22 protein-coding genes are annotated in these 24,284 nt (G+C 36.5%); 4 read left to right on the top strand and 18 right to left on the bottom strand.

The window, feature by feature from the left end; all coding sequences use genetic code 11:
* Positions 1-5: 5 nt before the first annotated feature.
* The 3 genes from ACRPLY_RS09715 (at position 6) to ACRPLY_RS09705 (ending at position 3,450) form a co-directional block, all read left to right on the top strand.
* Complete coding sequence (locus tag ACRPLY_RS09715) at positions 6-1,508, top strand: BCCT family transporter (RefSeq protein WP_325078023.1); 1,503 nt, start codon at positions 6-8, stop codon at positions 1,506-1,508.
* Positions 1,509-1,919: 411 nt separating this feature from the next.
* Positions 1,920-3,101, top strand: coding sequence for a cation:proton antiporter (locus tag ACRPLY_RS09710; protein WP_325078024.1), 1,182 nt, complete (start codon positions 1,920-1,922; stop codon positions 3,099-3,101).
* Positions 3,102-3,240: 139 nt separating this feature from the next.
* Positions 3,241-3,450: a hypothetical protein gene (locus ACRPLY_RS09705; protein ID WP_165636234.1), complete on the top strand. Its 210-nt coding sequence runs from the start codon at positions 3,241-3,243 to the stop codon at positions 3,448-3,450.
* Between the two features lie 375 nt (positions 3,451-3,825).
* Here the strand turns inward: ACRPLY_RS09705 and ACRPLY_RS09700 are convergent, their stop codons facing one another.
* From ACRPLY_RS09700 to ACRPLY_RS09625, 16 genes are all read right to left on the bottom strand, one after another.
* Positions 3,826-4,728 carry an AEC family transporter gene (locus ACRPLY_RS09700; RefSeq protein WP_325078026.1) on the bottom strand — a complete coding sequence of 301 codons (903 nt, stop codon included), beginning with the start codon at positions 4,726-4,728 and terminating at the stop codon, positions 3,826-3,828.
* A 91-nt stretch (positions 4,729-4,819) separates the two neighbouring features.
* On the bottom strand, positions 4,820-6,253 hold the full coding sequence (locus tag ACRPLY_RS09695) for an aldehyde dehydrogenase family protein (RefSeq protein WP_325078027.1): 1,434 nt from the start codon (positions 6,251-6,253) through the stop codon (positions 4,820-4,822).
* Positions 6,254-6,283: 30 nt separating this feature from the next.
* A complete protein-coding gene (locus ACRPLY_RS09690) occupies positions 6,284-7,018 on the bottom strand; it encodes a GntR family transcriptional regulator (protein WP_325078028.1) in 735 nt (244 codons plus the stop codon).
* 84 nt (positions 7,019-7,102) lie between these two features.
* Positions 7,103-8,443 carry a sulfoquinovose isomerase gene (sftI, locus tag ACRPLY_RS09685; protein WP_325078029.1) on the bottom strand — a complete coding sequence of 447 codons (1,341 nt, stop codon included), beginning with the start codon at positions 8,441-8,443 and terminating at the stop codon, positions 7,103-7,105.
* A 123-nt stretch (positions 8,444-8,566) separates the two neighbouring features.
* Entirely contained in the window at positions 8,567-10,606 is a 2,040-nt protein-coding gene (locus ACRPLY_RS09680; RefSeq protein ID WP_432231783.1) for an alpha-glucosidase, read from the bottom strand.
* 29 nt (positions 10,607-10,635) lie between these two features.
* The gene (locus tag ACRPLY_RS09675) at positions 10,636-12,417 is read right to left on the bottom strand and encodes a solute:sodium symporter family transporter (protein WP_165636230.1); all 1,782 of its coding nucleotides are present in this window, start codon (positions 12,415-12,417) and stop codon (positions 10,636-10,638) included.
* 38 nt (positions 12,418-12,455) lie between these two features.
* Positions 12,456-13,127 carry a DUF4867 family protein gene (locus ACRPLY_RS09670; RefSeq protein ID WP_165636229.1) on the bottom strand — a complete coding sequence of 224 codons (672 nt, stop codon included), beginning with the start codon at positions 13,125-13,127 and terminating at the stop codon, positions 12,456-12,458.
* 90 nt (positions 13,128-13,217) lie between these two features.
* Positions 13,218-13,898: a transaldolase family protein gene (locus tag ACRPLY_RS09665; RefSeq protein WP_165636228.1), complete on the bottom strand. Its 681-nt coding sequence runs from the start codon at positions 13,896-13,898 to the stop codon at positions 13,218-13,220.
* A gap of 730 nt (positions 13,899-14,628) precedes the next feature.
* Entirely contained in the window at positions 14,629-14,862 is a 234-nt protein-coding gene (locus ACRPLY_RS09660) for a hypothetical protein (RefSeq protein WP_165636227.1), read from the bottom strand.
* A gap of 455 nt (positions 14,863-15,317) precedes the next feature.
* On the bottom strand, positions 15,318-15,599 hold the full coding sequence (locus ACRPLY_RS09655) for a hypothetical protein (protein WP_028409889.1): 282 nt from the start codon (positions 15,597-15,599) through the stop codon (positions 15,318-15,320).
* A 10-nt stretch (positions 15,600-15,609) separates the two neighbouring features.
* Positions 15,610-15,999 carry an SHOCT-like domain-containing protein gene (locus tag ACRPLY_RS09650; RefSeq protein WP_165636226.1) on the bottom strand — a complete coding sequence of 130 codons (390 nt, stop codon included), beginning with the start codon at positions 15,997-15,999 and terminating at the stop codon, positions 15,610-15,612.
* An 11-nt stretch (positions 16,000-16,010) separates the two neighbouring features.
* The gene (locus tag ACRPLY_RS09645) at positions 16,011-16,376 is read right to left on the bottom strand and encodes a DUF2089 domain-containing protein (protein ID WP_028409887.1); all 366 of its coding nucleotides are present in this window, start codon (positions 16,374-16,376) and stop codon (positions 16,011-16,013) included.
* Positions 16,377-16,656: 280 nt separating this feature from the next.
* Positions 16,657-18,102: a DHA2 family efflux MFS transporter permease subunit gene (locus tag ACRPLY_RS09640; RefSeq protein WP_432231782.1), complete on the bottom strand. Its 1,446-nt coding sequence runs from the start codon at positions 18,100-18,102 to the stop codon at positions 16,657-16,659.
* 473 nt (positions 18,103-18,575) lie between these two features.
* Positions 18,576-19,082: a DinB family protein gene (locus ACRPLY_RS09635; protein ID WP_028414860.1), complete on the bottom strand. Its 507-nt coding sequence runs from the start codon at positions 19,080-19,082 to the stop codon at positions 18,576-18,578.
* 201 nt (positions 19,083-19,283) lie between these two features.
* Positions 19,284-20,981, bottom strand: coding sequence for an MFS transporter (locus ACRPLY_RS09630; RefSeq protein ID WP_325077544.1), 1,698 nt, complete (start codon positions 20,979-20,981; stop codon positions 19,284-19,286).
* 68 nt (positions 20,982-21,049) lie between these two features.
* Positions 21,050-21,676, bottom strand: coding sequence for a TetR/AcrR family transcriptional regulator (locus tag ACRPLY_RS09625; protein ID WP_325077543.1), 627 nt, complete (start codon positions 21,674-21,676; stop codon positions 21,050-21,052).
* A 286-nt stretch (positions 21,677-21,962) separates the two neighbouring features.
* Between ACRPLY_RS09625 and ACRPLY_RS09620 the strand changes: the two genes are divergently transcribed.
* Positions 21,963-22,157 (top strand): hypothetical protein, encoded by a 195-nt coding sequence (locus ACRPLY_RS09620; RefSeq protein ID WP_028414863.1) that lies wholly within the window; start codon positions 21,963-21,965, stop codon positions 22,155-22,157.
* A gap of 231 nt (positions 22,158-22,388) precedes the next feature.
* Here ACRPLY_RS09620 and ACRPLY_RS09615 read toward each other — a convergent pair whose 3' ends face one another.
* Both ACRPLY_RS09615 and ACRPLY_RS09610 read right to left on the bottom strand, forming a co-directional pair.
* Complete coding sequence (locus ACRPLY_RS09615; protein ID WP_033580050.1) at positions 22,389-22,586, bottom strand: ChaB family protein; 198 nt, start codon at positions 22,584-22,586, stop codon at positions 22,389-22,391.
* 152 nt (positions 22,587-22,738) lie between these two features.
* Complete coding sequence (locus tag ACRPLY_RS09610; protein WP_028414865.1) at positions 22,739-24,253, bottom strand: glycoside hydrolase family 32 protein; 1,515 nt, start codon at positions 24,251-24,253, stop codon at positions 22,739-22,741.
* Positions 24,254-24,284: the final 31 nt, after the last annotated feature.

The raw sequence follows: 24,284 nt of genomic DNA, 5'->3' as shown, positions 1-24,284 counted from the left end.
AGATTGTGAAGAAAACAACACCTATTTTTTGGATCTCTTTAATCATTAGCGTCTTATTTGTAGGCTGGGGTATATTAAAACCAACTAATCTACTTCACGTCATGACCACCGCCGAAAGTTATTTGCTTAATCGTTTTGGCTGGTTTTATCAATTTTCTGCCACATTCTTTTTAATATTTGCCTTAGTATTAGCTTTTAGTCGATTTGGAAAAATAAAACTTGGCAAACCCCATGAAAAACCTGAGTTTAGTACCCCTACTTGGTTCGCGATGTTATTTAGCGCTGGGATGGGAATTGGTTTACTTTTTTACGGAATTTCTGAGCCGATCTCCCACTATGCTACGCCCCCTTTTGGGAAACCTCAAACTACTGAATCTGCAAAACTGAGTCTAGAATATACATATTTACACTGGGGATTTCATGCTTGGGCAATTTATGCTGTAGTAGCACTTGCCTTAGCCTATTATAAATTCCGAAAAAACATGCCTGGACTAATGAGCGCAACCCTAACTCCTCTTATTGGAAATAAGAGCAAAGGACCAATTGGATACGCTGTGGATATTATAGCTGTGTTTGCTACTATATTTGGGGTGGCGGCATCTTTAGGATTAGGAGCTTCACAAATAAATAGTGGATTCCATTACCTAACAGGTATGCCTATTAGCTATAAAGTTCAACTCGTTATTATTGCCATTACGACTATTTTATTTATTACATCTGCAGGAACTGGTGTTTCAAAAGGAATCAAATATTTGAGCAACACTAATATGGTTTTAGCTGTCATTCTATTTGTTTCCTTTCTTTTTCTTGGACCTACACAATACTTAATAGAGCTTTTCTCTACAACCTTTGGTTCCTACGTTCAACAATTACCAAGCATGGGGCTGCGATTTGCTCCCTTTAATTCTGACAATAACCAGTGGGTAAAAGATTGGACCATTTTTTACTGGGCTTGGTGGATATCATGGACTCCATTTGTGGGAACTTTCATTGCACGCGTATCTAAAGGAAGAACGGTTCGTGAATTTATTATGGCTGTATTAATCGTTCCAACACTTGTATGCTCAATATGGTTTGGCGTATTTGGAGGTACCGGTATTTATTTTGATTTTGTGAAAGGATTAGATGTGGCAAAACAAAGCTTAGAAACGTCTCTATTCTTTGTGTATGATCAAATGCCGTTTGGAGGTTTTCTTTCTACCATCTCTGTAGTCCTTATTTTGACGTTCTTTGTGACTTCTGCAGATTCGGCCACTTTTGTTTTGGCGATGCAAACTACAAATGGGAATTTAAATCCACCTTTCTTTGTTACATTTATTTGGGGAATTATTTTAGCTGCTATTTCAGCAATTTTATTAGGTACAGGTGGCCTGCAAGGCATGCAAGCAGCTATTATTGTCAGTGCATTACCCTTAGGGATTGTTCTTCTATTTATGTCCTATGCATTAATTAAGTCCTTCCGACAAGAAGTTTCTGAAGATAAAAAGCAAAATAAAAAAACTGCTTAACTTATTCAACATGAAGCTTTAACAGGTTTATGATTTATTTTCAAACCAGTATTTATATTTTTGTTTGAGGGAAACTTTATATTAAACATCATGTATGTAAGCTATGAGAAAGGTTGTTTCCTCTTAGTGAAGAAACAACCTTTCTCTTCATGCATGTTTGTAAGCACAAACTTACTTTTCTATGATTGAAGTTGTATTCAAATTCAAATTTATATTATTTAGCATTATATAAGTAATTTATTACTTATTAATGATACCTTAGGAAAATATTATCTATAATAAACAAAGTTATAAGAAAAGCCGTATATCTCTCCAGGTGAACAGAAACCTATCCATAAAAAGGATGTACCCTTAACAATACTTGGCACATGAAGCATAATTTTAGGTTTAAAGAGACAAAGGAGCATAAAAATGGTTACATATTGGATTATTTTATTAGCTATTGCTGTAGGTGTAGTGTTTATCGCAGAAAAAATGAAACAACCTTATCCCACTTTCCTTGTAGTAATGGGATTAATCATTGGTTTAACTCCAATTCCTGGGTTAGGAGAAATAAAACGTTATGTAGTAAATGATACTGTTTTCCAAACGACCGTTATTTTTATCTTTTTATCAGCTTTGTTAGGGGATGCAGCACTTAAACTGCCCTTTGATGAATTAAAACGTAATAAGCAATCGATTTCTTTATTAGCTTTTTTAGGTACATTTCTTACCTTCTTACTAGTTGCTGCTTCTACTTATTTTTTCTTGCACCTTTCTTTACAAGAAGCCTTAATTTTCGGTGCACTTATGGCAGCTACTGACCCTGTATCCGTTCTAAGTATTTTTAAGTCAATGGGTCTAAACAAGCGCCTCTCCATTGTGGTCGAAGGAGAAAGTTTAGCAAATGATGGAGTTGCTGTTGTACTATTTCAAATTGCTGTGGTAACTACTGCCTTGAGCTTAACGGGTACATTGAATGCGCTGCTTGAATTTCTGAAAGTTGTAAGTGGAGGCATATTGATTGGTGGAGTATTTGGTTTATTAGCTTCTCGTATTACATCTAAGATTGATCATTATTTAGTGGAGACTGGATTATCAATGGTTCTATTTTATGGTACGTTTCAGCTTGCTGAACACTTTGATGTTTCTGGAGTAATATCTGTAGTAGTCGGTGGCGTAATCTTAGGAACTTATGGACGAAACGTAGGTATGTCAGATCTAACACATGAAAAAGTAAATTCCTTTTGGGAAACGATTGCCTTCCTCTCCAATGCGCTTATTTTCTTACTAGTAGGATTAGAAGTGAGTCGTATTGATTTTTTAGATAAAGGATGGCTTATCGTTGGAAGTATTCTTACTGTTCTTTTAGCACGTTTTCTCGCTGTCTATATAAGCTTAGCTTTTGATAAATCCATTCCAACTTCATGGAAACCTATTATTTCATGGGGAGGATTAAAGGGATCTCTTTCAATTGCGCTTGTTTTAGGCATTACACCCGAATTTGAAGGGAAAAATCTGTTATTAGCAATGACATTTAGTAATGTAGTCTTTTCTCTTCTTGTTCAAGGAACAACACTAAAAAAATTAGTTTCATTTTTGAATGTAAAATAAACGCCTACACTAAAAGAGAGTTGATGTTATGTTTGAAACTTTTCTTACACCCACTCGTATATCCATAAGGAACAACCTTACTCCTTTCTTAGTCGACATACAATAAATACGCTATAGAAAGCGTACAAGGAGGAATTAGATGGAATCAAGAATGAGTTGGTGTATTAAAAATCCTTCGTTTTATTTGGGAGCTGTTTTATTTCTCATCTTTGGTAGTCAATGCTTTATAGGATATATAAAAGAGCATCAATTCTACGTTCTAGAGAGCATATTGAGTATCATAGGTGTTTTTATGATTGTTCTACCGTTGAAAAAGAAACTTGCTCCTCATTCACCAAAAAGCACTTAGTTGGATAACTAAGTGCTTTTTAGTGATGAAAATATTCCTCTCTAATCTATATACCATCCTTTTTATATACATGTAAATAAAGCTTGTAAAAGTAATGAATGCCTACCGTTTCAGTCATACATTATCCTTTTTCCAATTTTTCTTTAGCACCTTTTGAATCTTGAATTAGAAAAGAGGTTCCCGTCATTAAACAGTTAAGAAAACAAAACTTAGTCAGAGAATATTGAAATCCATATACAAAATAAAAGTATAAAAAAAGGAAAAAACTAAAATAGAAAATGCCTTTCAAAACTAAATTATGAGGAGAATTCACATTAACTACTCCTTTTACAATCATTTGAAATTGAAATCTCTCTTATATGATCTAGAATGCTTTTATAAAACGATTAGAAAAATGATAGGTAATGTAGCAAGGCTTAAGGAGGTACTAATTAACGTTGCACTTGATACAAACTCCGGCTCTGTATTAAATTGAAGCGCGTACATAGTTGTATTCGCAGCTGTGGGCATAGCAGCCATAATAATCATTATTTGTTTGACCATCTCATCCACCGGTAACAGAAGTGTTAGTATATAAGCGATAAATGGCGAAATCACAAGTTTGATGGCTAATGACCATGAAACTTTTGCTTTGGCTAAATTTCTAATTGATATTTTAGCTAGCTGCATTCCAAGTACAATCATGATGGTGGGAATAGCTGCACCCGCTACTAAATCAACCGCTTCTTTTACAGAGTTGCTTAATGGAATATGAAGAAACTGAAATATAGCTCCTAAAAGTCCCCCATACACAATTGGTATCCGCCGGACTGCGTCAACGGCTGATTTTATGCCATTTCCTTGTGGACTCCCTTTAGCGGCATAGTAAACTCCAACTGTACACATGACCAATTGCTGTATGACCATTAGAATAATGGCAGAGTCTAAGCCGGTAACGCCAAAAAGTAATAAAACAACGGGCGTACCGTAGTTTCCATTATTCATAAATGAGGACGCTAATATCATTCCACAGGTTTCTGAAGTAGAATATCGCTGGAAATAAGCAATAATATAGACGACAGCAATTAATGCGAAGCAAAGTGCAAATGTGTATAACGTAAGATATAAGTAATCAATCGTAAATTTGGTTGTGTAAAATGTTTTGAATACTAGAACTGGAGACATCAAATAAAGTGCCATTGTTGAAATCGTTTTGGTATCAAATCCTATTTTCTTTTGCCCAATAAATCCAAGTGTAAAAATCCCAAAAATAGGAAGAAGGATTGTTAGGAACTCCATGTTTGTTCACCTTCGTCATGTTTTCTTTGTTATTTTCCAAATGAAAGACCTAGAAAATTAAAAATCTAGGTCTTTCATTTAAACTGATACATTATAAATTTAGAACAATGATACGTTCTTCAGTCATTTCTTCAATTGCATACTTCGGCCCTTCTTTTCCGTTACCGCTCTTTTTCACGCCGCCATATGGCATATGGTCAACACGATACGCTGAAGCATCATTTACAATTAATCCGCCTACTTCGATTTCGCGAGCTGCCTTCATAGCAAACTGTAAGTCGTTCGTAAAAAGGCCTGCCTGTAACCCATAGTCAGAATCGTTTACTTTTGAAATCACTTCATCAATCTCATCATATTGAGCAATAGCTACTACTGGCCCGAATACTTCTTGACGACAAACTTTCATCTCATCATTTACATTGGTCAAAATTGTAGGAAGATAAAAAGCACCGTCACGCTTTCCTCCTAGTTCAATTTTTGCCCCTTCTTCCACCGCTTCTTTTACCCATTCTTCCACTCGCTCTGCTTCTTTAAGACGAATCATAGGTCCAATATCGGTTTGCTCATCCATTGGATTACCGACTACTAACTTTTCTGTTTTTTCTTTTAGCTTATTAACAAATGCAGTATAAATATTCGTATGAACATAAATTCGTTGAACGGAAATACAAACCTGTCCCGCGTTATTAAAGCTTTTTTGAGAAATTAAAGATGCAGCTTTTTCTAAGTCAGCGTCTTTATGTACGATAGTAGCCGAATTATTTCCTAGTTCAAGTGAAACTTTACGCAAACCTGCTTTAGATCGAATGAGCTCTCCTACTCTTGGGCTTCCTGTAAAAGTAAACATATTAACATCCTGGTTTTCTAATAACCATTCACCAATTTCTGCCCCCTCTCCAGTCAATACTTGAAGGCGCCCTTTTGGCAGTCCTGCTTCTTCCATTAATTCAGCGAGCTTGAGCGCACAAATTGGAGTGACTTCAGCAGGTTTTAATACTACACTGTTCCCAGCTGCAAGTGCAGGTCCGAGTTTATGACAAACTAGATTGATAGGTACATTAAACGGTGTGATAGCTGCAACAACGCCAACCGGGACTTTTACTGTAAAAGCCATGCGATTCTCCGAGCCTTGAGCCGATTCAACAGGTACACCTTCTCCATGAATACGCTTTGCCTCTTCCGCTGAAATTTGTAAAGTTGTAGCCGCGCGCTCAACTTCTCCGCGAGATTCACGAATAGACTTTCCAACTTCAACAGCCAAAATTTCAGCAAATTCTTCTTGACGGCTTAGTAGTAGCTCAGCAGCCTTCATTAATACTTGATAGCGTTCGTAAGGTGAAAAAGTATTTTTTAATGCCTCTTTCGCGCTGGCCACAGCTTTATTTACATCGTCTTTTGTAGCTACTGAGATTTCAGCTGCAGGCTGCTGCGTATATTTATTTAAGACTTCCATTTTTTCTGCTGTTGTTTCCCATTCCCCGTTTACATATAAACCATATTGTTTGACTTGAGTTAAACTTGTCATTATCTCCACATCCCTAATTGTATTAGCGTTTTATCTTGTAAGCTCAATATTGTAATGATATTTGTCACTGCGATATTTTGTTACCGTAAATTCGAGTGGCTTATCATCAAAACCGTAACTTACTCGTGTCATTTCAAGTAAAGCTTCTCCGCCTCGTATGCCTAACAGATCGGCTTCATATATCGTTGCATTAATAGCGGATACCTTCTCTTTAGCTCGTTTTAAGAAGATTTCATTCTCTTCTAGTACTTCATAAAATTTTGCACGGTTTAAATCTTGTTCAACTAGTATTTTCCCAATATGCGTAGGCCAGCAAGAACGTTCAATGGCAATAGGCACTTCATCGGCAAAACGAATTCGTTCAATAACTAAAACTTCTTCTCCAGCATCCAGTTCCAGCATGGAAGTTTCATAATATAAATCTTTTTTAAAATCAGTACGAATCAGCTTTGAATTCGGTGTTAATCCTTTTTCCGCTACTTCTTCTGCTAGTCCTTTAAGCTTGCCTAAGCTGCCGCCGATCAGTGGCTGAGGCTTTACGATTGTCCCCCTGCCTTGTTTTTTTTCCAGCAGTCCATCCTGTACTAGCATAGAAATAGCTTGTCTTAAGGTAGTACGACTTACATCAAATTCTTGCATTAATTCTTGTTCTGTTGGAATTAACGTATTCGGCTTCCAAGTTTTCTCTTGTATACGTTTAATTAAGACATCTTTTACTTGAAGATAAAGCGCGATATTTTTATTAGAACCTATTGTATCTTTCATATTCTCAAACTCCTTTTAAGTTAGCGTTTGGTATTATTATATAGTATTGGCTAACTTTTACTGTAGCAGAGAAGTACGATTTTCTTAGATATAGACCTTTGTTTCTAGATTAAGCATACGTCCTAGTTCAATTAGATGTTCTGTCACATCACCATAAACTAGTGCAAAGTGAGGTTCATACCCCGCATGCATAAGTTCATAAAGGGTGTCTGATGCATTTGTCGCTAACTCAACTTCTACAGATGTGCCTGTAAAAGGCTGCTCTACATCTAAGGCATCTCCTTTCATCACTAGAAGGCGATACCCATCAGGCGTATGACTTACCCTGAAGATCGTTACTTCTCCTGCTTTTAATCCGAAATCCATTGCAAAACCAATTTTTCTGTTAGGATGCACCCCTGCTGTTGCTCCAGTAGAAGGATTCGCGAGCGAATATGCTCCTGCACCGCAATGCCAAAAAACAACTGAGTTTTTTTCTTCGTCTATGTGAACTAAATCTCCCAGGTAAGGCGCATTTCCACCCGCTAACTCACGTAAGATAAACATGGAGATCGATCCGTGAATATCCGACTCACAGGATGTCACCATTCCGTCTTCCGTAAACTGAGACAGAGTTGAGCACGGAGCAGCTCCTAAATCATTAAAGAAATCGGGCCAACATCGCATAGCTAATGCATCTAACTTTTCACTTTGAATGTGCTTTTTAATATAAGTGGAAAATTGAGCGAATTTAGCAACCGTTTCATCATTTCGATTTAAACCAATCACCTGCTTTTCTGCCCGTTCCACTTCCCCTATCCATTCGTGTTCTGGAAGCTTTACGCACTCTTTAAACGCTTCTTGTAAATCCATCTTATGAAGAGTTACGCCAAGTGCGCTTTTTAATTCTTCTTCGTTGGCTTGTGAAAAGAAGAATCCCGGCGGATAATCTCCCACTACCCCAATTTTTAATTCATTTAATGCTTTTAGCACGCGCATAACGTTAATTTGTCTTAATAGGCGATCCTGCAAGGCTTTCTCATCTGGATTTCCAAATACAAATGCAAACGGATGCTGATGATTACGCAGCACATTACTGGTGCTATTTCCGCCTGTTAACGAGTTTAAACGTAAACGCCCCCCTACACTTGGCTCACGTACGGACCAAACAATTACAGGCTGTTTAAAATACTCCAATATCTTAACCATAAATTCACCGTCGGCAAACGTAACGCTTTGATATAGAACGGTATCAATCTTATCCCCTTTAATTGAATCAAGAAATCCCTGTAGTTCTTCAACTGAAGTTATAATTTGCTCTGGCGCGATAAGAGTACTGCAGTTGCCTTTCAGCCACTCCATACTTTTTTGACGATACATTTCAGCTGCTTCAATATCAAATGTTTTTCTACCTATAGGCACATATAAAACTGTTGTATTTTGCATATAGAGTTCCCCTTGTCGTAAAACTATTTGTTATAACCATTTTAAAATACATCATTACCTTTATCAACACTATTGTTTGAATTTTTCCGTTTGACTATATTTCTTATATAAATAGCTCTTAAATTAGATGTGAAGTACTTTAGAAAACAACTCACTCCATATAGATTTTTTACGGTAAAATACAGGTGGATAACCTAATGGCGCTTGAACAGTAACCGATCCTCCTGTATACTCTTCACCGCTCCATACATGGACCCACTGATCTTCTGGTAAATATACTTCCCACTCTGTTTGATTTTCTTGATGAACCGGCGCAACAAGTACATCTTCACCAAATAAATATTGATATTGAATATCATATGTTTTTTCGTCTTCTTCATAGTGCATAAACAAAGGTCGCTGAACAGGAATTCCACGTCGCGCATTTTCTTCTACAAGTGATCTAATATAAGGTGCCATCGTTACATAAACATTAGACATTCTTGCTAAATGCTCTAGTGTCTCCTCATCACCGTCAAACTGGAAACAATCATCCGGACGATTTCCTTCATGTGTTCTCATCATAGGCGTGAAGGCTCCCATTTCTGCCCATCTCATCAGCAGCTCTTTTGAACGTTTATTACCATGTAGACTTGTGTATCCGCCAATATCACTATGGTGTAAGCCACAGCCACTCATTCCTGATGATAAAGCTGCAGGAATAACGGAAGCTAAACCATCATCCAGCGACCAATCTACGCTTTGATCTCCGCCCCAAAGAAGCGTACAGTATTTTTGTATGCCCGTATATCCGGCGCGCATAAAGTATACAATCTCACCAAGTTTTCCTGCTTCTGATACCGCTTCATAGTTCGCTTTTGCCCACATTGTCGGCCAAGCATTATGCATAATCTTAGCGTCGACTCCATTTTTGAGCACAACATCCGTTGGTAAGTATTCGCCAAAGTCGGCCATCCATCCGTCTAATCCAAAATCAATCATGTTCTCTTTAATAACTTGTTTATACCATTCAGTAGCCTCTTCGTTGGTAAAATCCACAACTCCGCAATAAAATTCACCGAAATCCACTAAATACGTATTTCCTTCCGTATTTAATGCTAAGTATCCTTTATCTTCAGCTTCCTTATATAAATCACCTTCAATGGCTACATATGGATTAATGTAACCTAGAAAACGAATATCATTTTCTTTCCACTCTTCAATTTTTTTATCTAACTCCGGGTATTCACTCTCGTTCCATTTCCAATTCCACATTAAGCGTTTGCCGAAAGAAGTAATACGTTTGCCCTGCCAATCTTGGCACCATACTCCAGATACCTTCATACCTTTCGCTAAAACTTTTTCTAATTTTTGTTCAACAACATCTGTACCACCTTGAATACCTAAAACCACGCCGTTATATACCCAGTCTGGTAGCTCGGGCTGTCTTCCGAATAAACCCGTAATTTTTTCAACTAATTCAAGGTACGTATCCGCCGTTTCAAACAGCATATATTTAGGTACTTCCCAAACCTGCAGTTCATGGAATGTCTCATTGCGAAAGTCAAAGTCCGCGTATGCCGTTGTTTCTACATGACAATAGTACTTTTTACTAGATACATATGTAGGCTGAGGAAAGTTGGTATTATAGTAATCTCCTCCAGCCTTATCAATTACATCGGCTTGCCATGTTACATATGTGTTCTTGTTTCTGCCTACACCAGGTTCAGATGTCCAGAGAGGGAAGTTTTTCCCTCTCATGTTGAAATAAGAAAGTTGTTCACCGCATCCATAAACTTTTTCTTTTTCATCCGCCTTAATTCTCATCCAAAAACGATTGATACTATCATCAACTGGATTATATTCAACTTTTAAACGATTATCTTCTTCTTTAATTGTTAGAGAGAGTAGTATTTTCCCTTCTTCAAATTTAGCAAGGTTAACTATATATTCTTTCTCCTTCTTTTCGACCTTAGCATATTTAAGTGGTATGCGTTCTGTTAAATAATCCTTGATGTCGAAGTTGCCTCGATACATCTCAATAGTTTCTTCACCTTTTCCTACGAATACCATCGGATTTTGTAGTGTATGATGCAGTAAGGGGACACTATTAAAAAGTACTTCGAATCCTTCATCAAATATTTCTACATGTAATTTTTCATTCTTCACTAGTGTGTCTAACACTTTAGTTTTCCTCCTCAATATCTATATAATTACGCAGGAAATTGTTTCTTATCTTCTTCTGATGGCACGGTTTGCTTTTCAACGTAATTACTATACTTTTTATTCCATTTTGAAACAGACAGATATCCCAATAAACCTGTTATAGCCCCTAAACCAAGGAGAGCAGGTATAAAATAAGGTGATACTACTCCATTTTTGTAGGCTAATCCAATTGGTGAGAATACAATATAGAATGCAAACATTAAGCCAATTAGAATAACAGATACTAATAGTGAGTATTTCCAAGGCTTCATATCAACACTTGGTTTCGGAGTGAATCTCCATGTTTCTTTTCTCGGAGAGACTTTCCCAATAATTAACATCATGGCAATTTCTATAAAGAATAAAATTGCGTATACATGAATATAATTAATCTCTAACTGTACTCCAAATAGCTGCTTTGTACCCCAAAGGTACATATAATAGGCAATTACATGGAAACAGATAGCGACTTTAGCAGCGATCGCTGGAACTCTTCTAGCAAAGATACCGATAAGGACTACAGCAATAACTGGTATATTAAAGAATCCTGTAAAGCGTCGAATCAACTCCCATAATCCGTCTGGAGCATACATTAATAATGGTGATACAAAGAAGCTGACAAGTGCTAACACTGCACCGAACCACTTACTTAATCTAAGAAGCTTTTGATCTGTTACGTTAGGGTTAAGTGGTTTATAAACATCTAATGCAAACATAGTGGCTGCAGAATTGATTAATGCATTAAACGTACTAAATACGGCTCCTAATAAAACAACTAAAAAGAACCCTTGTAAATACCAAGGCAATATATTAGATACTAGAGTCGGAAATGCTAAATCCACTGGATTCATTTTTCCACCATACAAATGAAAGGCAATAATCCCTGGAATCATCATAAAGATTGGAACTAACAGCTTAAAGAAACCTGTGTATAAAACACCTTTTTGTCCTTCTGCTAAGTTGGCCGCCCCTAATGTTCGCTGAATTGCGTACTGGTTTGTCCCCCAATAAAATAAATTTGCCCAAATCATTCCTGTAAATATAGTAAGAAATGGTACAGAATCGGAGCTAGAACCAACTGCGTTCATTTTTTCCGGATGCACAGTTGTAATCGTTTTCAAACCTTCTGAAATGCTTCCATCTCCTAGTTGGAAAAGACCTACTAACGGAATTATGGAACAAACAATAATCAATCCGCCTCCAATAAGTGTATCAGAAACCGCAATTGCCTTCATTCCACCGAATATAGCAAAAAAAGCGCCAATAATGCCTATTACCCAAACCATTAGCCATACTGACTGTGTATAAGAAAGATCCAATAGACCTGGTACATCAAATAGTTTTAAGACTGCTAATGCACCTGAATACAGGGTCGAAGGAATTGTCACTAATACATATCCCAACATGAATAAAAGAACTGCTAAACGTCTAACTCCTTCATCATAACGATCACGCAGGAATTGCGGAAGCGTTGTAAATGCGCCGCCTAAGTACCTTGGCAACAAGATTAATGTCATAATAACAATGGCCAGAACTGCCGTTACTTCCCAGGCCATGTTTGTCATATTTGCCCCATACGATTGGCCATTTAGTCCAATCATCTGTTCTGCAGATAGATTTGTTAAAATTAATGCACCTGCAATAAATCCTCCTGATAATCCACGCCCTGCTAGAAAATAACCTTCAGTCGTTGTATTTGTTCCTTTTGTTTTTCTATACGTCCACCATCCAATTAACCCCATAAAAAATACACATGAAAGCAAAGTAAATAAAACATTGTGATTTCCCATTGCATTCTCCCCTCATACCTACTGGATATTTGAACTATTTAGTATTTTACTTCTAGGTTTTCACCTTTTATTCCAGCATGTGCCCCTTTGTCTATAAGCATTTTACGTTCTGGATGAGCAAGCAACCATTTATTTTTCATAAAAAGTAACTCATCTTCACTTGTTAATGTAGGCACTCTTTGGTCTAACGGTTCATTTGTTCCCTTTGGTAAAATAACAATCGCTTTAAAGCCTTCATCTGTTACTTTACAAGGAGCAAAATGGAGTGTTGTTCCATATAGCTCAATAGCTGTTCCTTCCGGAATAAAGAAAGCGTCTACATTTTTTGAGTCATAGCCATTTTGATCAATATCTTGTACTTTCCCCAAAAGAAGAACAAGGTCCGTTAGCGCTATATTAATCTCACTGCTCTTGTGGTATTCAAACCCATTTAAAGTGGAGTTTGGCCCATTACAGTAACCAACTTGAACTGGCATATCACCATAAAAAGCTAATTGAATTTGCTCTTTCACCTTTGTATTTTCCATTTCTGAAACGGAAGCTACATATACGTTTTGATCCTTAGGTACAGTTGTTTGCTCCATATATGATTGTAACTCGCTAAAATCGTAGTGGCTAATTATTTTTCCATATGGTTTAAATTGGATATCTTCTATATGATAAAAAGACAAATGTTCATTTAAGCTCTTTAACAATTTAAAATTGGTCATTATCCTTCACTTCCCTTTTTCTATAAAAAAGGCCCCTCAAAGATGATAACTATTTAATCTAAGAGGCACCTTCTATTTAACAACCGGCTATTATTTTAATAAAAGTTCTTCTGTTACCGTGTTATCCCAAGCTTTACGGAACTTGTCTAAACCATAGTCGGTAAACGCATGATAAAAGCTTTCTTTATATACATCAAATCCACATGTTACAATGTGAGCCCCAGCTTTAGCTGCATCTACGATTTGTTTACCATTTCGTAATGCTGCGACTATAATTTCAGTTTCATAGTTATATGTTTTATAAACATCTACAATATCTTTGATATATTGACTTGTATCCTCTCCACTATTCTCTTTCCAGCCAACGAAAGGAGAAACAAATTTCGCTCCAATTCTTGCGGGTTGTAATGCCTGAGAAGGTGAGAATACAAGTGTCACATTTGTACGAATCCCTTCTTTCTCAAGCTCCTTAGCTGCAATTAAACCAGGTTCTGTACAAGGAATTTTAATGATAAAGTTAGAAGATAATGTTGCAATTTTTTTCCCCTCTTCTACCATTTCTTTTGCATTGTCTAGATGAGGGTTAATTTCGGCTGAGATAGGAAAGTTCTCTACTCCTTTAAACTCACTTGCTAATTCGTCCAATACAGTTAGAAAAGGCTTACCGCTATTCATGATATGACGTGGATTAGTTGTTACTCCATCAATTGACCAATTTTCATATGCATAACGAATTTCATTAATAATGGCACTGTCTAAAAAATATTTCACTTTAACTCCTCCTAATTCATAACTATCTTTTTTTAAAAGTAGGTACCTTTATTAATATAATATGAAAACGGATACAATTTTTCAAGACTTTTTTTATAATTATTTAAAAAATTTTAAGAATTATCTAAACAAATGATTTAGTATAATAAAACTTTAGTTTAGAAATTCTTTTAAAAGTATATGAAGTAAAAGAGATTTTTCTATTAACCTTTTTATCTAGTCAATGTTTGAAGTTTGTTACTATTACCCGTGCAATACTTGTTCCCTTATAAAATTTCATTTAAATGACAACCTTCTCCATAATAAAAAAGAGTAACCCTATGATTCAACATAGGATTACTCTTAAAAAATAGAATCTTTTTTATTGCTACTATCTTTCTTTTATTTTGAGACCTTTATCTACCTGTTGTGTAATAACAAAAAGAATGGTGATGATGTGAGTGTAAGCTCTTTTCGTTCTAGAGTCACTTTTAAGAGTTGAGAGTAAATGAAGGAATTTGCTAGAAATTCACAGCTTGCTATTTGTTTTAGCAGCAAAACCTCTCACTCTTCGTCAGCGCAAAAGGCAGCCATTTAGCATCACTGGCTGCCCTTTTGCTTTCGTTATATAAACTTTAAAAAGGGAGTATTCCTCTACAGATCTATTACTTCTTTAAACTAGCAGCCGGCTTTGAAACAGCACCGTCCCGAGCATAAGCTGCAGCTCGTTCAAACTGTTCGTCGTTAGGCCTTACACCTGTATAAAGGACGAACTGTTCTCATGCTTGAATGGCGAAAACTTCTGCTCCGGTAATGACTTTTTTCCCTTTCCTGCTTGCATAGCGGATCGAGGCGTCTCTGGAGGGAGTGCAACTACATCAAAGATGGTCTCAGCCGCATCAATAACCTTTGGTGTGAAGGATAAGTCATCTTCTTCTGGACCGCCTTCCATACCCATAGCTTTGCGCCAACGCACGTCCTCCACTATCATTTCTCACAATCACAAAACCTGAACGAAATCCTGCGTCATGCAGTGCGGATAATACAGCTTTGGCCATACATTCGTTGGCACGTAAAGTAAACACCGCATCACGGCTTACATAAAAAGGAATTAATTATTTTTTATAGTATTAAACTGTAGTAAGGCTAAAAAAGAAAGACTTAATAAAATCATGCAGCAAAGGGGAGCTTCGATACGATGTCGATTTGGATAGGAATTTGGATTGCTATGTTTGTCGCCATCTTTTGGGGCGCATACTCCGGGTATAGATTAAACAAAAAAAGGAAAGAAGCAAATAAAAAAAGAAATCATACAGTACGACAGCGCGCTGTATGGTCTCTTTTTTCAGCTCTTTCACAGTTATATAGACGAATAAGGCTTTATCCTTACATAAGCGTAGACATCTGAAGCAATTTTCACTTTAATTCTCCAAAGCTAAATTATAGTTTCACTCTAACTTCCGTACCATCAGTAGCTTTAACATCTACTAGTACCATTCCCTTATGTTTCTTTAGTTCCTTGACGATAGGCTTTAGCACACTTTTATCTATTAGCGGAAAAGTAAAGTTCAGCTCTTTTCTTTTAAAATGTTCTTTTGTCCATTTATCTATATGCTTCTGGATAAATTTCGAAAAAGCAACACTAATAGCAACGTTTAAAAGAGCATATGGAATTGGGATACTAAACCGAGCTTCTTTGGTTTTCACTTTTACATGAATCATAAGCGCACCGTTACTCAATGATGACTGAAACGGTATCTCCGTTCGCCGATTTAATATCAACAATCTGGCCATCTAACTCGTTTTCAATTGCTTCAACAATCAGGTTTATATCTATATCTTTTACATATTTTTCTGATTGAGGAATACTTGCTGCGATGCTGTGTCCAGCCATTAATACCAGCTTGACAAGCTTTATTGGCAAATTAACCCTCACATTATCATTTTCAGTTGAAACAACTCGAACTTTTAACGTTTTATCTAAATACGTATTCGGTTTCTTCAAAAGCTTATTGCTTGTTTCTTCTTTTTCTTTTAACACTTGAATCAGTTCTGATCCCTTTTCTGCATCAATTTTTCCTTCTTGAACCATTGTTAACACTTTTGTAATTTCCTCTTTCACAAAAATCCCCCCTATTCTTCTTTTAAGAGCTTGATGGCTTCTTCTGCTGTAATTTCACCATTTTCTAACATAGACACAACTTTTTTCTCGTCTACTTCGTTTTTCTTCTTTTCTACATACCCAAGAGATGAAATGATGTCAGTCAGCTTGCCTCGAACCGTTGGATATGAAACGCCCAGTTCTTTCTCAACTTCTTTGATATTTCCTCTGCACGTTAGAAACACTTCTACAAAATGAAGCTGATCACTCGATAAAGATGCCAGCTTAGATAATTCAAACTCATTTTCAATCGTCGTGTGACAATGGCTGCACTGTAGCTTTGTAATTTTTAACGTTTCACTGCAGACAGGACAATTTGTAAGTACTTTATAAGCCATAATCAAATCCCCTTCTTTTAGTTAATTTGATTATACAACAATTATTTAATATTAAAAACAATAAAATTAAATAATTTTATATTAAAAATTAAATATAATAATTTATACTTTAAAAAAATCAATAAAACATTTTAAATCACGCACAATGAAAACTAATAAATATTTGCTGAATTAGATGCTTGAGGTTTAAAAAGACACATACAGCTATACAAAAAAGAGTACCTTAAAACCTTCCCCAAACCTAAAAAAACACAGACCATACAATGGTCTGTGTTTTTTATTAATGCGCTTTTTGTTCAACATTAACTCTCTTGATAAAGAACGAGATCACTAATCCAACAATGGAAACAATAATCGCAAAGACGAATGCATGTTGAACACCGTTGGTAAAGGCAAGAACTTGGTTTAATGGATCCATTTTATCTGACACCGTCTCAAGGAAGCTTCTTGAACCTGATGACAGAATCGAGATTCCAACAGCTGTTCCGATTGCTCCAGAAACCTGCTGCAAGGTGTTCATAATCGCTGTTCCATGCGGGTACAGCTCTGGTGGAAGCTGGTTTAAACCATTTGTTTGAGCTGGCATCATAATCATCGAAATGGCAATCATAAGCGCAATGTGTAACCCAATGATAAACCCTGTTGACGTTTCCAGCGTTACGGTTGAAAAACCATACATGGTGCCGACTACAATCAAAAGACCAGGAATAACTAGCCATTTGGGACCAAAACGGTCAAATAATCCGCCCATAACCGGTGAAAGAATTCCGTTAATCACTCCTCCTGGAAGAAGCATTAGACCAGCGGCAAAGGTTGATAAAGCTAATGATGTTTGTAAGTACAGGGGTAAAATCATCATGGCAGACAGTAGTACCATCATGCAGACTAGAATTAATAAAAGACCAATTGTAAACATTGGATACTTAAAGGCTTTAAGGTCTAACATTGGCTCTTTCATCTTCGTTTGACGAATAGAGAATGCAACTAACGCGATCGTTCCAATGACAAGAGTTAGAATAACCTGTAGACTTCCCCAGCCCCCGCCTTCTCCAGCGCTGCTAAATCCAAATACAATTCCTCCAAAACCTATCGTTGAAAGAACAACGGAAATCATATCGATTTTTGGCTTTGTTGGTGTCGTAACGTTCTGCATAAAGAAAGCTCCAAACACCAAGGCAACCACTAATAACGGAAGTGAAATCCAAAAAATCCAGTGCCACGTTAATGTTTTTAAGATTAAGCCTGATACAGTTGGTCCAACAGCTGGCGCAAACATAATAACGAGGCCGATGATTCCCATTGACTTTCCACGCTTATGCGGCGGAATAATAACAAGAATGGTGTTAAACATAAGCGGTAAAAGTAAGGCCGTTCCCACAGCTTGCACGACACGGGCAATCATGAGTACCCCAAATGTTGGTGCGATAGCGGCAATAAATGTTCCAATAATCGAGCAGATTAGCGATGCTATAAAAAGCTGTCTCGTCGTAAACCGCTGAAGAATAAAACCTGAAATAGGTACCAAAATTCCTAACGTTAATAGATACCCTGTTGTTAGCCATTGTGCCGTTGTTTCGTGAATACCAAAGCCTGAAATTAGCTCTTTTAACGCCATATTTAGCGCTGTTTCACTAAATAAACCGATAAACCCGGCAATAAGAAACGATGTAATAATCGGCAGCGCTTTGATGTTAGAGCTTTCGGCTACTGTTTGTTGATTACTCATATTAAATTGTCTTCCTCTCTTTTACGTACTCTTTTTGGTGAATTTTTTTCTATCTCAATGATAAGTTGATTAGCAGACAAACGATACATACCGATATAAAGATTAGTAATAAGTTTAAGACATTGTGCTGATTAAGCTTTTTCCTTCTCTTCTCTTTTGACCGGATTGCTTTTTGTCTTCTAAATTCGTTTCTTTCCACAGATACCTCTCTCTCCATTTCATTTCTAAATTACGTATGTAAACTGTTTCCCATTTATGTATATGCTTTTTCAATAAGCAAGATAGAACCAAAAAATGAAAAGAGGAAAGGCACATATTTATACCATTCCCCTGCACAAAGGAAAAATGAATTTCCACTTTGTATCCAGGAATATTGTAACACAGCTATAAGCACTGTTTCTATCTAAAATACACTAAATAATGATATCTATATACCTATGAATAACTAATAGTTCTGAACAGAATGATTGAATTCAGTGTCTCCATTTTAAGATATGTTCATTTTCCGTTTGAAGCAGCTTCGTCATATAAACGATTTGTCCCGTATGATAGGCATAATGTTCAACGGCATATAAGATAACACTTAAGCAAGACTGTATTTTACTTGGTTCTGGAATTAAGGTACTTGTTGTAGAGGGCATTTGTATGGATTTTTCTAAATCGTTAAAATCAAAATTCCCGATAACTTCTTTACTTTGTTGTCGTGTAAGGATTAAATTTTCTATCAGCTGATCAGCATTCATTACTCTGTTGTCAGTAAACTCTTTAGATCGCTGTCTAATAAAAGGCTTACCACCAATTATGCTGGCGATAAATGCATATTCGCTGCCGGCAAGATGTAAACATAAGTTTCCAATACTATTCGTTTCTTGACGGAGCTTTTTCCAAATATCATCATCTGTTAATCTACTAATACAAGTTTGGACTATATCCAATTGTGTATCAAGGGATTCAATGCTTTCTTTTATGAAGGAATTCATCTAGGTTCTCCTTTTGGATTTTTATTCTATTTTATAAATAATTATACATATATCCACCTATATTTGCACTGTGTTTTTTGTATTAGTTATTAATTTACATAAAACATACCTGTAAAGCGTACATGTAGAAATGAAAAGAGCAAACTTCCTTGCACGTGAGTTTGCTCTTTCTCTTCTTTATTCCAATTTCTTCAGTTTAACTTATTGTCCTATATCCTTCATCCTTTTGAGAGCTTTTCTATATTCTTGATCTCTCATATGCAGCATTTTATCAGGAGAAGGTTTAGGCTGACCAAACTTTTTCAAAGCTTCTCTATACTCGCTGTCACCAATGACTCCATTCGAAACAATCTCTTTAGGCGAACGCTTAAAAACGGGAGTAGCTTTTTTACTGTGAACCTCTTCAGTACTCAGCTTTTCTTTATTTTTTTCTTTATCATGCGGCTTGTGAGCCAGCTTGTGTCCTTTACCTGTTAAAAACATCAAAAACGAGAGAATGAATACCACAATGCTTAATACACACGAAAACGTAGAAAAGGTATGATACGTAATGATTTCAGATTTTACATGTAGAGACTGAGTAAAATTTTCTTTACTGGCAACTTGGCTCTCTGCGCTTACTGTCGCCAGGTGATCTTTATACACCTTTGCAAAAACAATACTGCTGATTACAGGGATGACTGCCGATACTGTAACTCTTATAAATTGAACCGTGACCATTCGAGGGACTAAACTTGGTAGTGGTCCGCCTAAAGCAGCACCCATCAGACCTGCAGCGACTGTGAATCCTACTCCTGCGATTAAAGCGGCAAAGCTGATAATAAAGAGAAAAGCTGAAGCATGACCGTCCACATACATCCACTGTATGTTTACTCCCATAATAATGACGGCTCCTATAATACCTAATACGCCCGGCCCGACTTTATCATATAATACGGCACTTAATATGGCTGCAATTACTATCCCGGCAAAAAGCCCGATATAGATCAGTGACATCTCTCCTTTATCAAAACCAGATTCACTTTTAAGCAATCCTTGTAGGGATAAAAGAGTGAGACTCATACTAATATTTCCTATAACAGCGATTAAGATAGCGAGAGCTGGTTTTCGAGAAGCCACTAATCGAAAGGGAATTAAAGGATTTTTAATATGCCATTCTGCTATAAATAAAAAACATAAAAAAATGATGCTTCCTACTATGCCTATCCATACATAAGTAGATGCCCATCCTGATTTTTGGAGATTAAGTAATGTAAACGTAATAAATACAGTAACCATAAACATTAACGCTGCACCGATGATGTCAAATGGTTCATGATGTTTTTGCTGTTGCTTGGCATGATCATTTGTTAAAAATTTGTAGCTAAAACCTATTCCCAGTAAGGAAAGTACGGCCGCTATATAAAATAACCATCTCCAGTGTCCGTAGCTTTTCACTAACATTCCGAGAAAAATACCCACAACGCTAGAGCCATAAAATCCGCCAATAAGAATCAGTAATGCCAAGTTCCGTTTCTGAATCGGAAAAGAAAGAACCAGCATTGGAATCATCATCATAAGTGCTAAACCCGTTCCTATCCCTTGTAAAAAACGACCAATTCCCATTCCTAAGAAGCTGTTAGAAGCAATACTTACGATAGCTCCTATAAGAAACAAACACATCGAAAGAACATAATTCCTTCTCTCCCCTAACTTGTGTCGAAGGATAGGTCCAAACGGAATACAAAATGCAAAGCTTATAACCCCTATTAAAACCGGTGTTATCGAAATATAAGATTGATTGTGAAACGTTTGTTGGAGAATGTCACGTATAGAATTTAATGACGTGTTTAACATTAAACCAGGACCAATAGCTAAAACTGCCAGTAAGGAAATCCCCCAGTGTTTTTCTATTTTCATACCACAATTCCTTTCTGCCTTTCATGATTGTAAAATATCTTTATTTGAACAAACTAAAAAATAAAGCTTCAGTAAGGAAGCTTTATTTTATTTTCTAAACCTGCCACTCGAATTGGCCCTAGAAGAGTTAAACGGGTTAATTTATCAGCCATAAATGCAGGGCTAAATTTCATATCGCTTTCTAACCAAGAACAAATGACACCTATATGAGCTGATGTAATATAGCTAATCAGGATATCTTTAGGAATATCCAGTCCATCCTCTTCTTCTCCAATCGAAGAGATTAGCTCTCCGTACACTCTTTTCTTTACAATTTCCGTCATATGACTTCTGAATTGAGGCAATCCTCGGTCACTTAGCATGACTTTAAAATAATCCGCGTGTTCGTAGATGAATTCAAAAAGCTTTAAAAAAGAAACAGACTCATCTTTTTCTTCCACTTCTGAGGAAACCTCGTTATTTTGTTTAGGCTTTACTTGCTCTATTAGCTCTTCTAAAACTTCATTCATAATCTGAACAAGAAAGTCTTGCTTATCTTGATAATGTAAATAAAATGTTCCTCGCGTTAATTCCGCTTTTTCCGTAATTTCTTGAATCGTAATGGACGTGACATCTTTCTCCTTAAGAAGTTCGACTAAAGCGTCTCTTAAGTATTTATTTGTTCTTTTTATCCTAGGATCTACTTTTTTAGTCATAGTTGATCTCCTTGTATCACTTTTATTAAGACATACGATGGACTATTTAAACTATCCTGTATCGTCAACATACATTTTATACATAATGTAAACTAATGAACATCATGTATATTAAGTCTCACAAAGTATTGCCAATCTGTCAATATCAAAAATTGGGTAGCGTTAAAACATTCGTTAGACATGGATTGAGTGAACTCAAGAGTGTAATCTTTTGTAAAAACGTTCAAAAGAAATGGTATTAGAAATGAAGGAATAGTAAAAATTGATATTATGGAGGTGTTTTCTTATGAAAAAGTTTGAAGTAACGTTTCATTTAATCAATGGTGAAATCAGTCATATAGTTGAAACTAAATCACTTATTCGTGCAAAGAACTACATACAATATAGATTTGAAGATAAAAGTAAAGTATTGGACTTAGCAAATGACTTGGTACTCGTTAAAAGCAGCGTTCAATACTTTACCGTAGCTGAAAAAGAATAAGTAATGATATAAAAGGGATAAATGATCGAGTATGAATGGCTTGTTACACCGCTGTTAATTTCCATGCAAGGCTTCGCTTTTCGCAGGCGGCAAGTGAGTCTGCAGGAGTCTTTCGCCTTGCTATCCAATTAACGGCTACAAGCACCTACATTCACCCTCATAATAAAAAAATCCGAACAGTTTATCGTTCGGATCTTCCTTCCACTAAACTACTTTTAAGCTCTTTTCTCGCTATTTTTTCACCCAGTTATCATTACTATCTTTTTTGTACTTTGTTTTCACTGCATTCCACGCAACTTTATGCGCCGTAGCTTCTTCTTTGTATTCGTCACTCGCTGAGTTAAATGCTTCTTTATAAATTTCCTGAGCATGATGAGGAAGGTTATCTTTTACTCCATCAGGCAATTCTTTTAATGAATTGTAAGGCATATAGTATTCCTCCTTGAAAACGTCTTTTACTACTGATTTACCTGTTCTTAATGAGTATAAACATTTAATAAACTCTGAAAACGAATGGGAGTTTTGACTCTATAAAAAAGAACAGCACCTCTCTAGGAAGCCTGTTCTTCAAGTGAATCTAATTATCCTTTAAACATCAGCGGGGAAACGCCCTTACTTAAGTTCCATTTGCTTAAGGTAATCAATTCAATTTCTTGATCAGCAAAGAAACAAATACCTTTTGCATTTTCTACAGGATAGATTCTGCTCGTCATCACTTTCTCGCCTTCATTAATAAAAACTTCAATGGACGATTTATCGACAAAGAGATGAAGATGCAGGTGGTTATCATTTAATCCAACAGGTGCTTTTCTTACTCCTCCATCACCTTCACCTGAGTTATCGCGATTAAAGATAAACAAACTTTCTAATCTATCATAGGTTAAAAGCGTTTCTTGGTGAGTTTCGTTATCTGTTCGCAATTTCACTCCGAATTTTGAAGCGGCTTTTGCGTTAATTTTCACTTCAAGTTCGTAACAATCACCTGAAATACCTGCAAGTTCTTGTTCTCCACTAACGATAATATTTTTATACTGCACGTGATGTTGACGAAGCTGCTTAAGCTCTGGAATTGGTTTACTAATTATGTTCCCTTGTTTAATAGAAAGCTCACGTGGAATAGTCATTGCTCCTGCCCAATTGTATTTTTGTTCAGGCATGCAGCTTTCCCACATAGCCATCCACGCTATCATAATTCGTCTGCCATGTTCATCTTCTGTTGTTTGAGGAGCATAAAAGTCAAACCCATAGTCTAAAAGTTGAAAATCTTCATGTTGAAGCAGCCCCGTTTTATAGTCTAATTTTCCTTTTATATATCCAGCTTGATGTAAGTTATGATAGAGATCTCCTTCTGGTTTTACTCCTTGAGGCGACATGACAAGCACGTCCTGTCCGTCGAGACTAAAAAGATCTGGACATTCCCACATAAAACCAAGATTCCCTTGGCTTTTGGCCATTATATTTATAAACTCCCAATCCATTAGATCTCTTGAACGATACAAAAGAACTTGGCCCTCATGATCCTTCGTGCGTGATCCAAGAACACAATAATAATAGTCATCTTTCTTCCATACTTTTGGATCTCTAAAATGATCAGGGTGAATATTCCCTTCAGGCACTGAATCAATAACTGGGTTTTGAACTGCTTTATTAAAATGAACGCCGTCTTCGCTTACAGCAAGACACTGAACTTGTCGTAAGTCCGTATCATAGTTAGCTCCCGTCCACACATTCCCTGTATACATGGCATAAAGCTTTCCATCTTTTTCAACTGCACTTCCTGAAAAGCATCCATCTTGGTCATATTCTTCACTCGGAGCAAGAGCAATAGGGAGATGTTCCCAATGAGTGAGATCTCTACTTTTTATATGCCCCCAAAACATTGGCCCCCACTCGGGAGAATATGGATGATGCTGATAGAATAAATGATACTCACCTTTGTAAAAGCAAAATCCGTTCGGGTCATTCATCCAATATGCCGGTGTAGACACATGGTATTGTAATCGCCAATAATTCTGATTAACAGCCTCCTGCTCGTTTAACACACTCTTCATTGCCTTTGAGATTTTTTCTTGATGTTGATTTTTTAATGTTTTCAACCGATTTCTCCCTGCCTTTCTCTACGTGAAT

It is taken from the genome of Priestia sp. TGN 0903, from assembly GCF_050846855.1.
Classification (GTDB): Bacteria; Bacillota; Bacilli; order Bacillales; family Bacillaceae_H; genus Priestia; species Priestia zanthoxyli.
Note: the sequence above shows the minus strand (reverse complement) of the source record. Positions and strands in the feature narration are given on the sequence as shown.

Coding starts and splice junctions, on each gene's coding strand:
- ACRPLY_RS09710 (WP_325078024.1), top strand. CDS start 1,920: ATGGTTACATATTGGATTATTTTATTAGCTATTGCTGTAGGTGTAGTG.
- ACRPLY_RS09705 (WP_165636234.1), top strand. CDS start 3,241: ATGGAATCAAGAATGAGTTGGTGTATTAAAAATCCTTCGTTTTATTTG.
- ACRPLY_RS09700 (WP_325078026.1), bottom strand. CDS start 4,728: ATGGAGTTCCTAACAATCCTTCTTCCTATTTTTGGGATTTTTACACTT.
- ACRPLY_RS09695 (WP_325078027.1), bottom strand. CDS start 6,253: ATGACAAGTTTAACTCAAGTCAAACAATATGGTTTATATGTAAACGGG.
- ACRPLY_RS09690 (WP_325078028.1), bottom strand. CDS start 7,018: ATGAAAGATACAATAGGTTCTAATAAAAATATCGCGCTTTATCTTCAA.
- sftI (WP_325078029.1), bottom strand. CDS start 8,443: ATGCAAAATACAACAGTTTTATATGTGCCTATAGGTAGAAAAACATTT.
- ACRPLY_RS09675 (WP_165636230.1), bottom strand. CDS start 12,417: ATGGGAAATCACAATGTTTTATTTACTTTGCTTTCATGTGTATTTTTT.
- ACRPLY_RS09670 (WP_165636229.1), bottom strand. CDS start 13,127: ATGACCAATTTTAAATTGTTAAAGAGCTTAAATGAACATTTGTCTTTT.
- ACRPLY_RS09655 (WP_028409889.1), bottom strand. CDS start 15,599: ATGATTCATGTAAAAGTGAAAACCAAAGAAGCTCGGTTTAGTATCCCA.
- ACRPLY_RS09645 (WP_028409887.1), bottom strand. CDS start 16,376: ATGGCTTATAAAGTACTTACAAATTGTCCTGTCTGCAGTGAAACGTTA.
- ACRPLY_RS09640 (WP_432231782.1), bottom strand. CDS start 18,102: ATGAGTAATCAACAAACAGTAGCCGAAAGCTCTAACATCAAAGCGCTG.
- ACRPLY_RS09635 (WP_028414860.1), bottom strand. CDS start 19,082: ATGAATTCCTTCATAAAAGAAAGCATTGAATCCCTTGATACACAATTG.
- ACRPLY_RS09630 (WP_325077544.1), bottom strand. CDS start 20,981: ATGAAAATAGAAAAACACTGGGGGATTTCCTTACTGGCAGTTTTAGCT.
- ACRPLY_RS09625 (WP_325077543.1), bottom strand. CDS start 21,676: ATGACTAAAAAAGTAGATCCTAGGATAAAAAGAACAAATAAATACTTA.
- ACRPLY_RS09620 (WP_028414863.1), top strand. CDS start 21,963: ATGAAAAAGTTTGAAGTAACGTTTCATTTAATCAATGGTGAAATCAGT.
- ACRPLY_RS09615 (WP_033580050.1), bottom strand. CDS start 22,586: ATGCCTTACAATTCATTAAAAGAATTGCCTGATGGAGTAAAAGATAAC.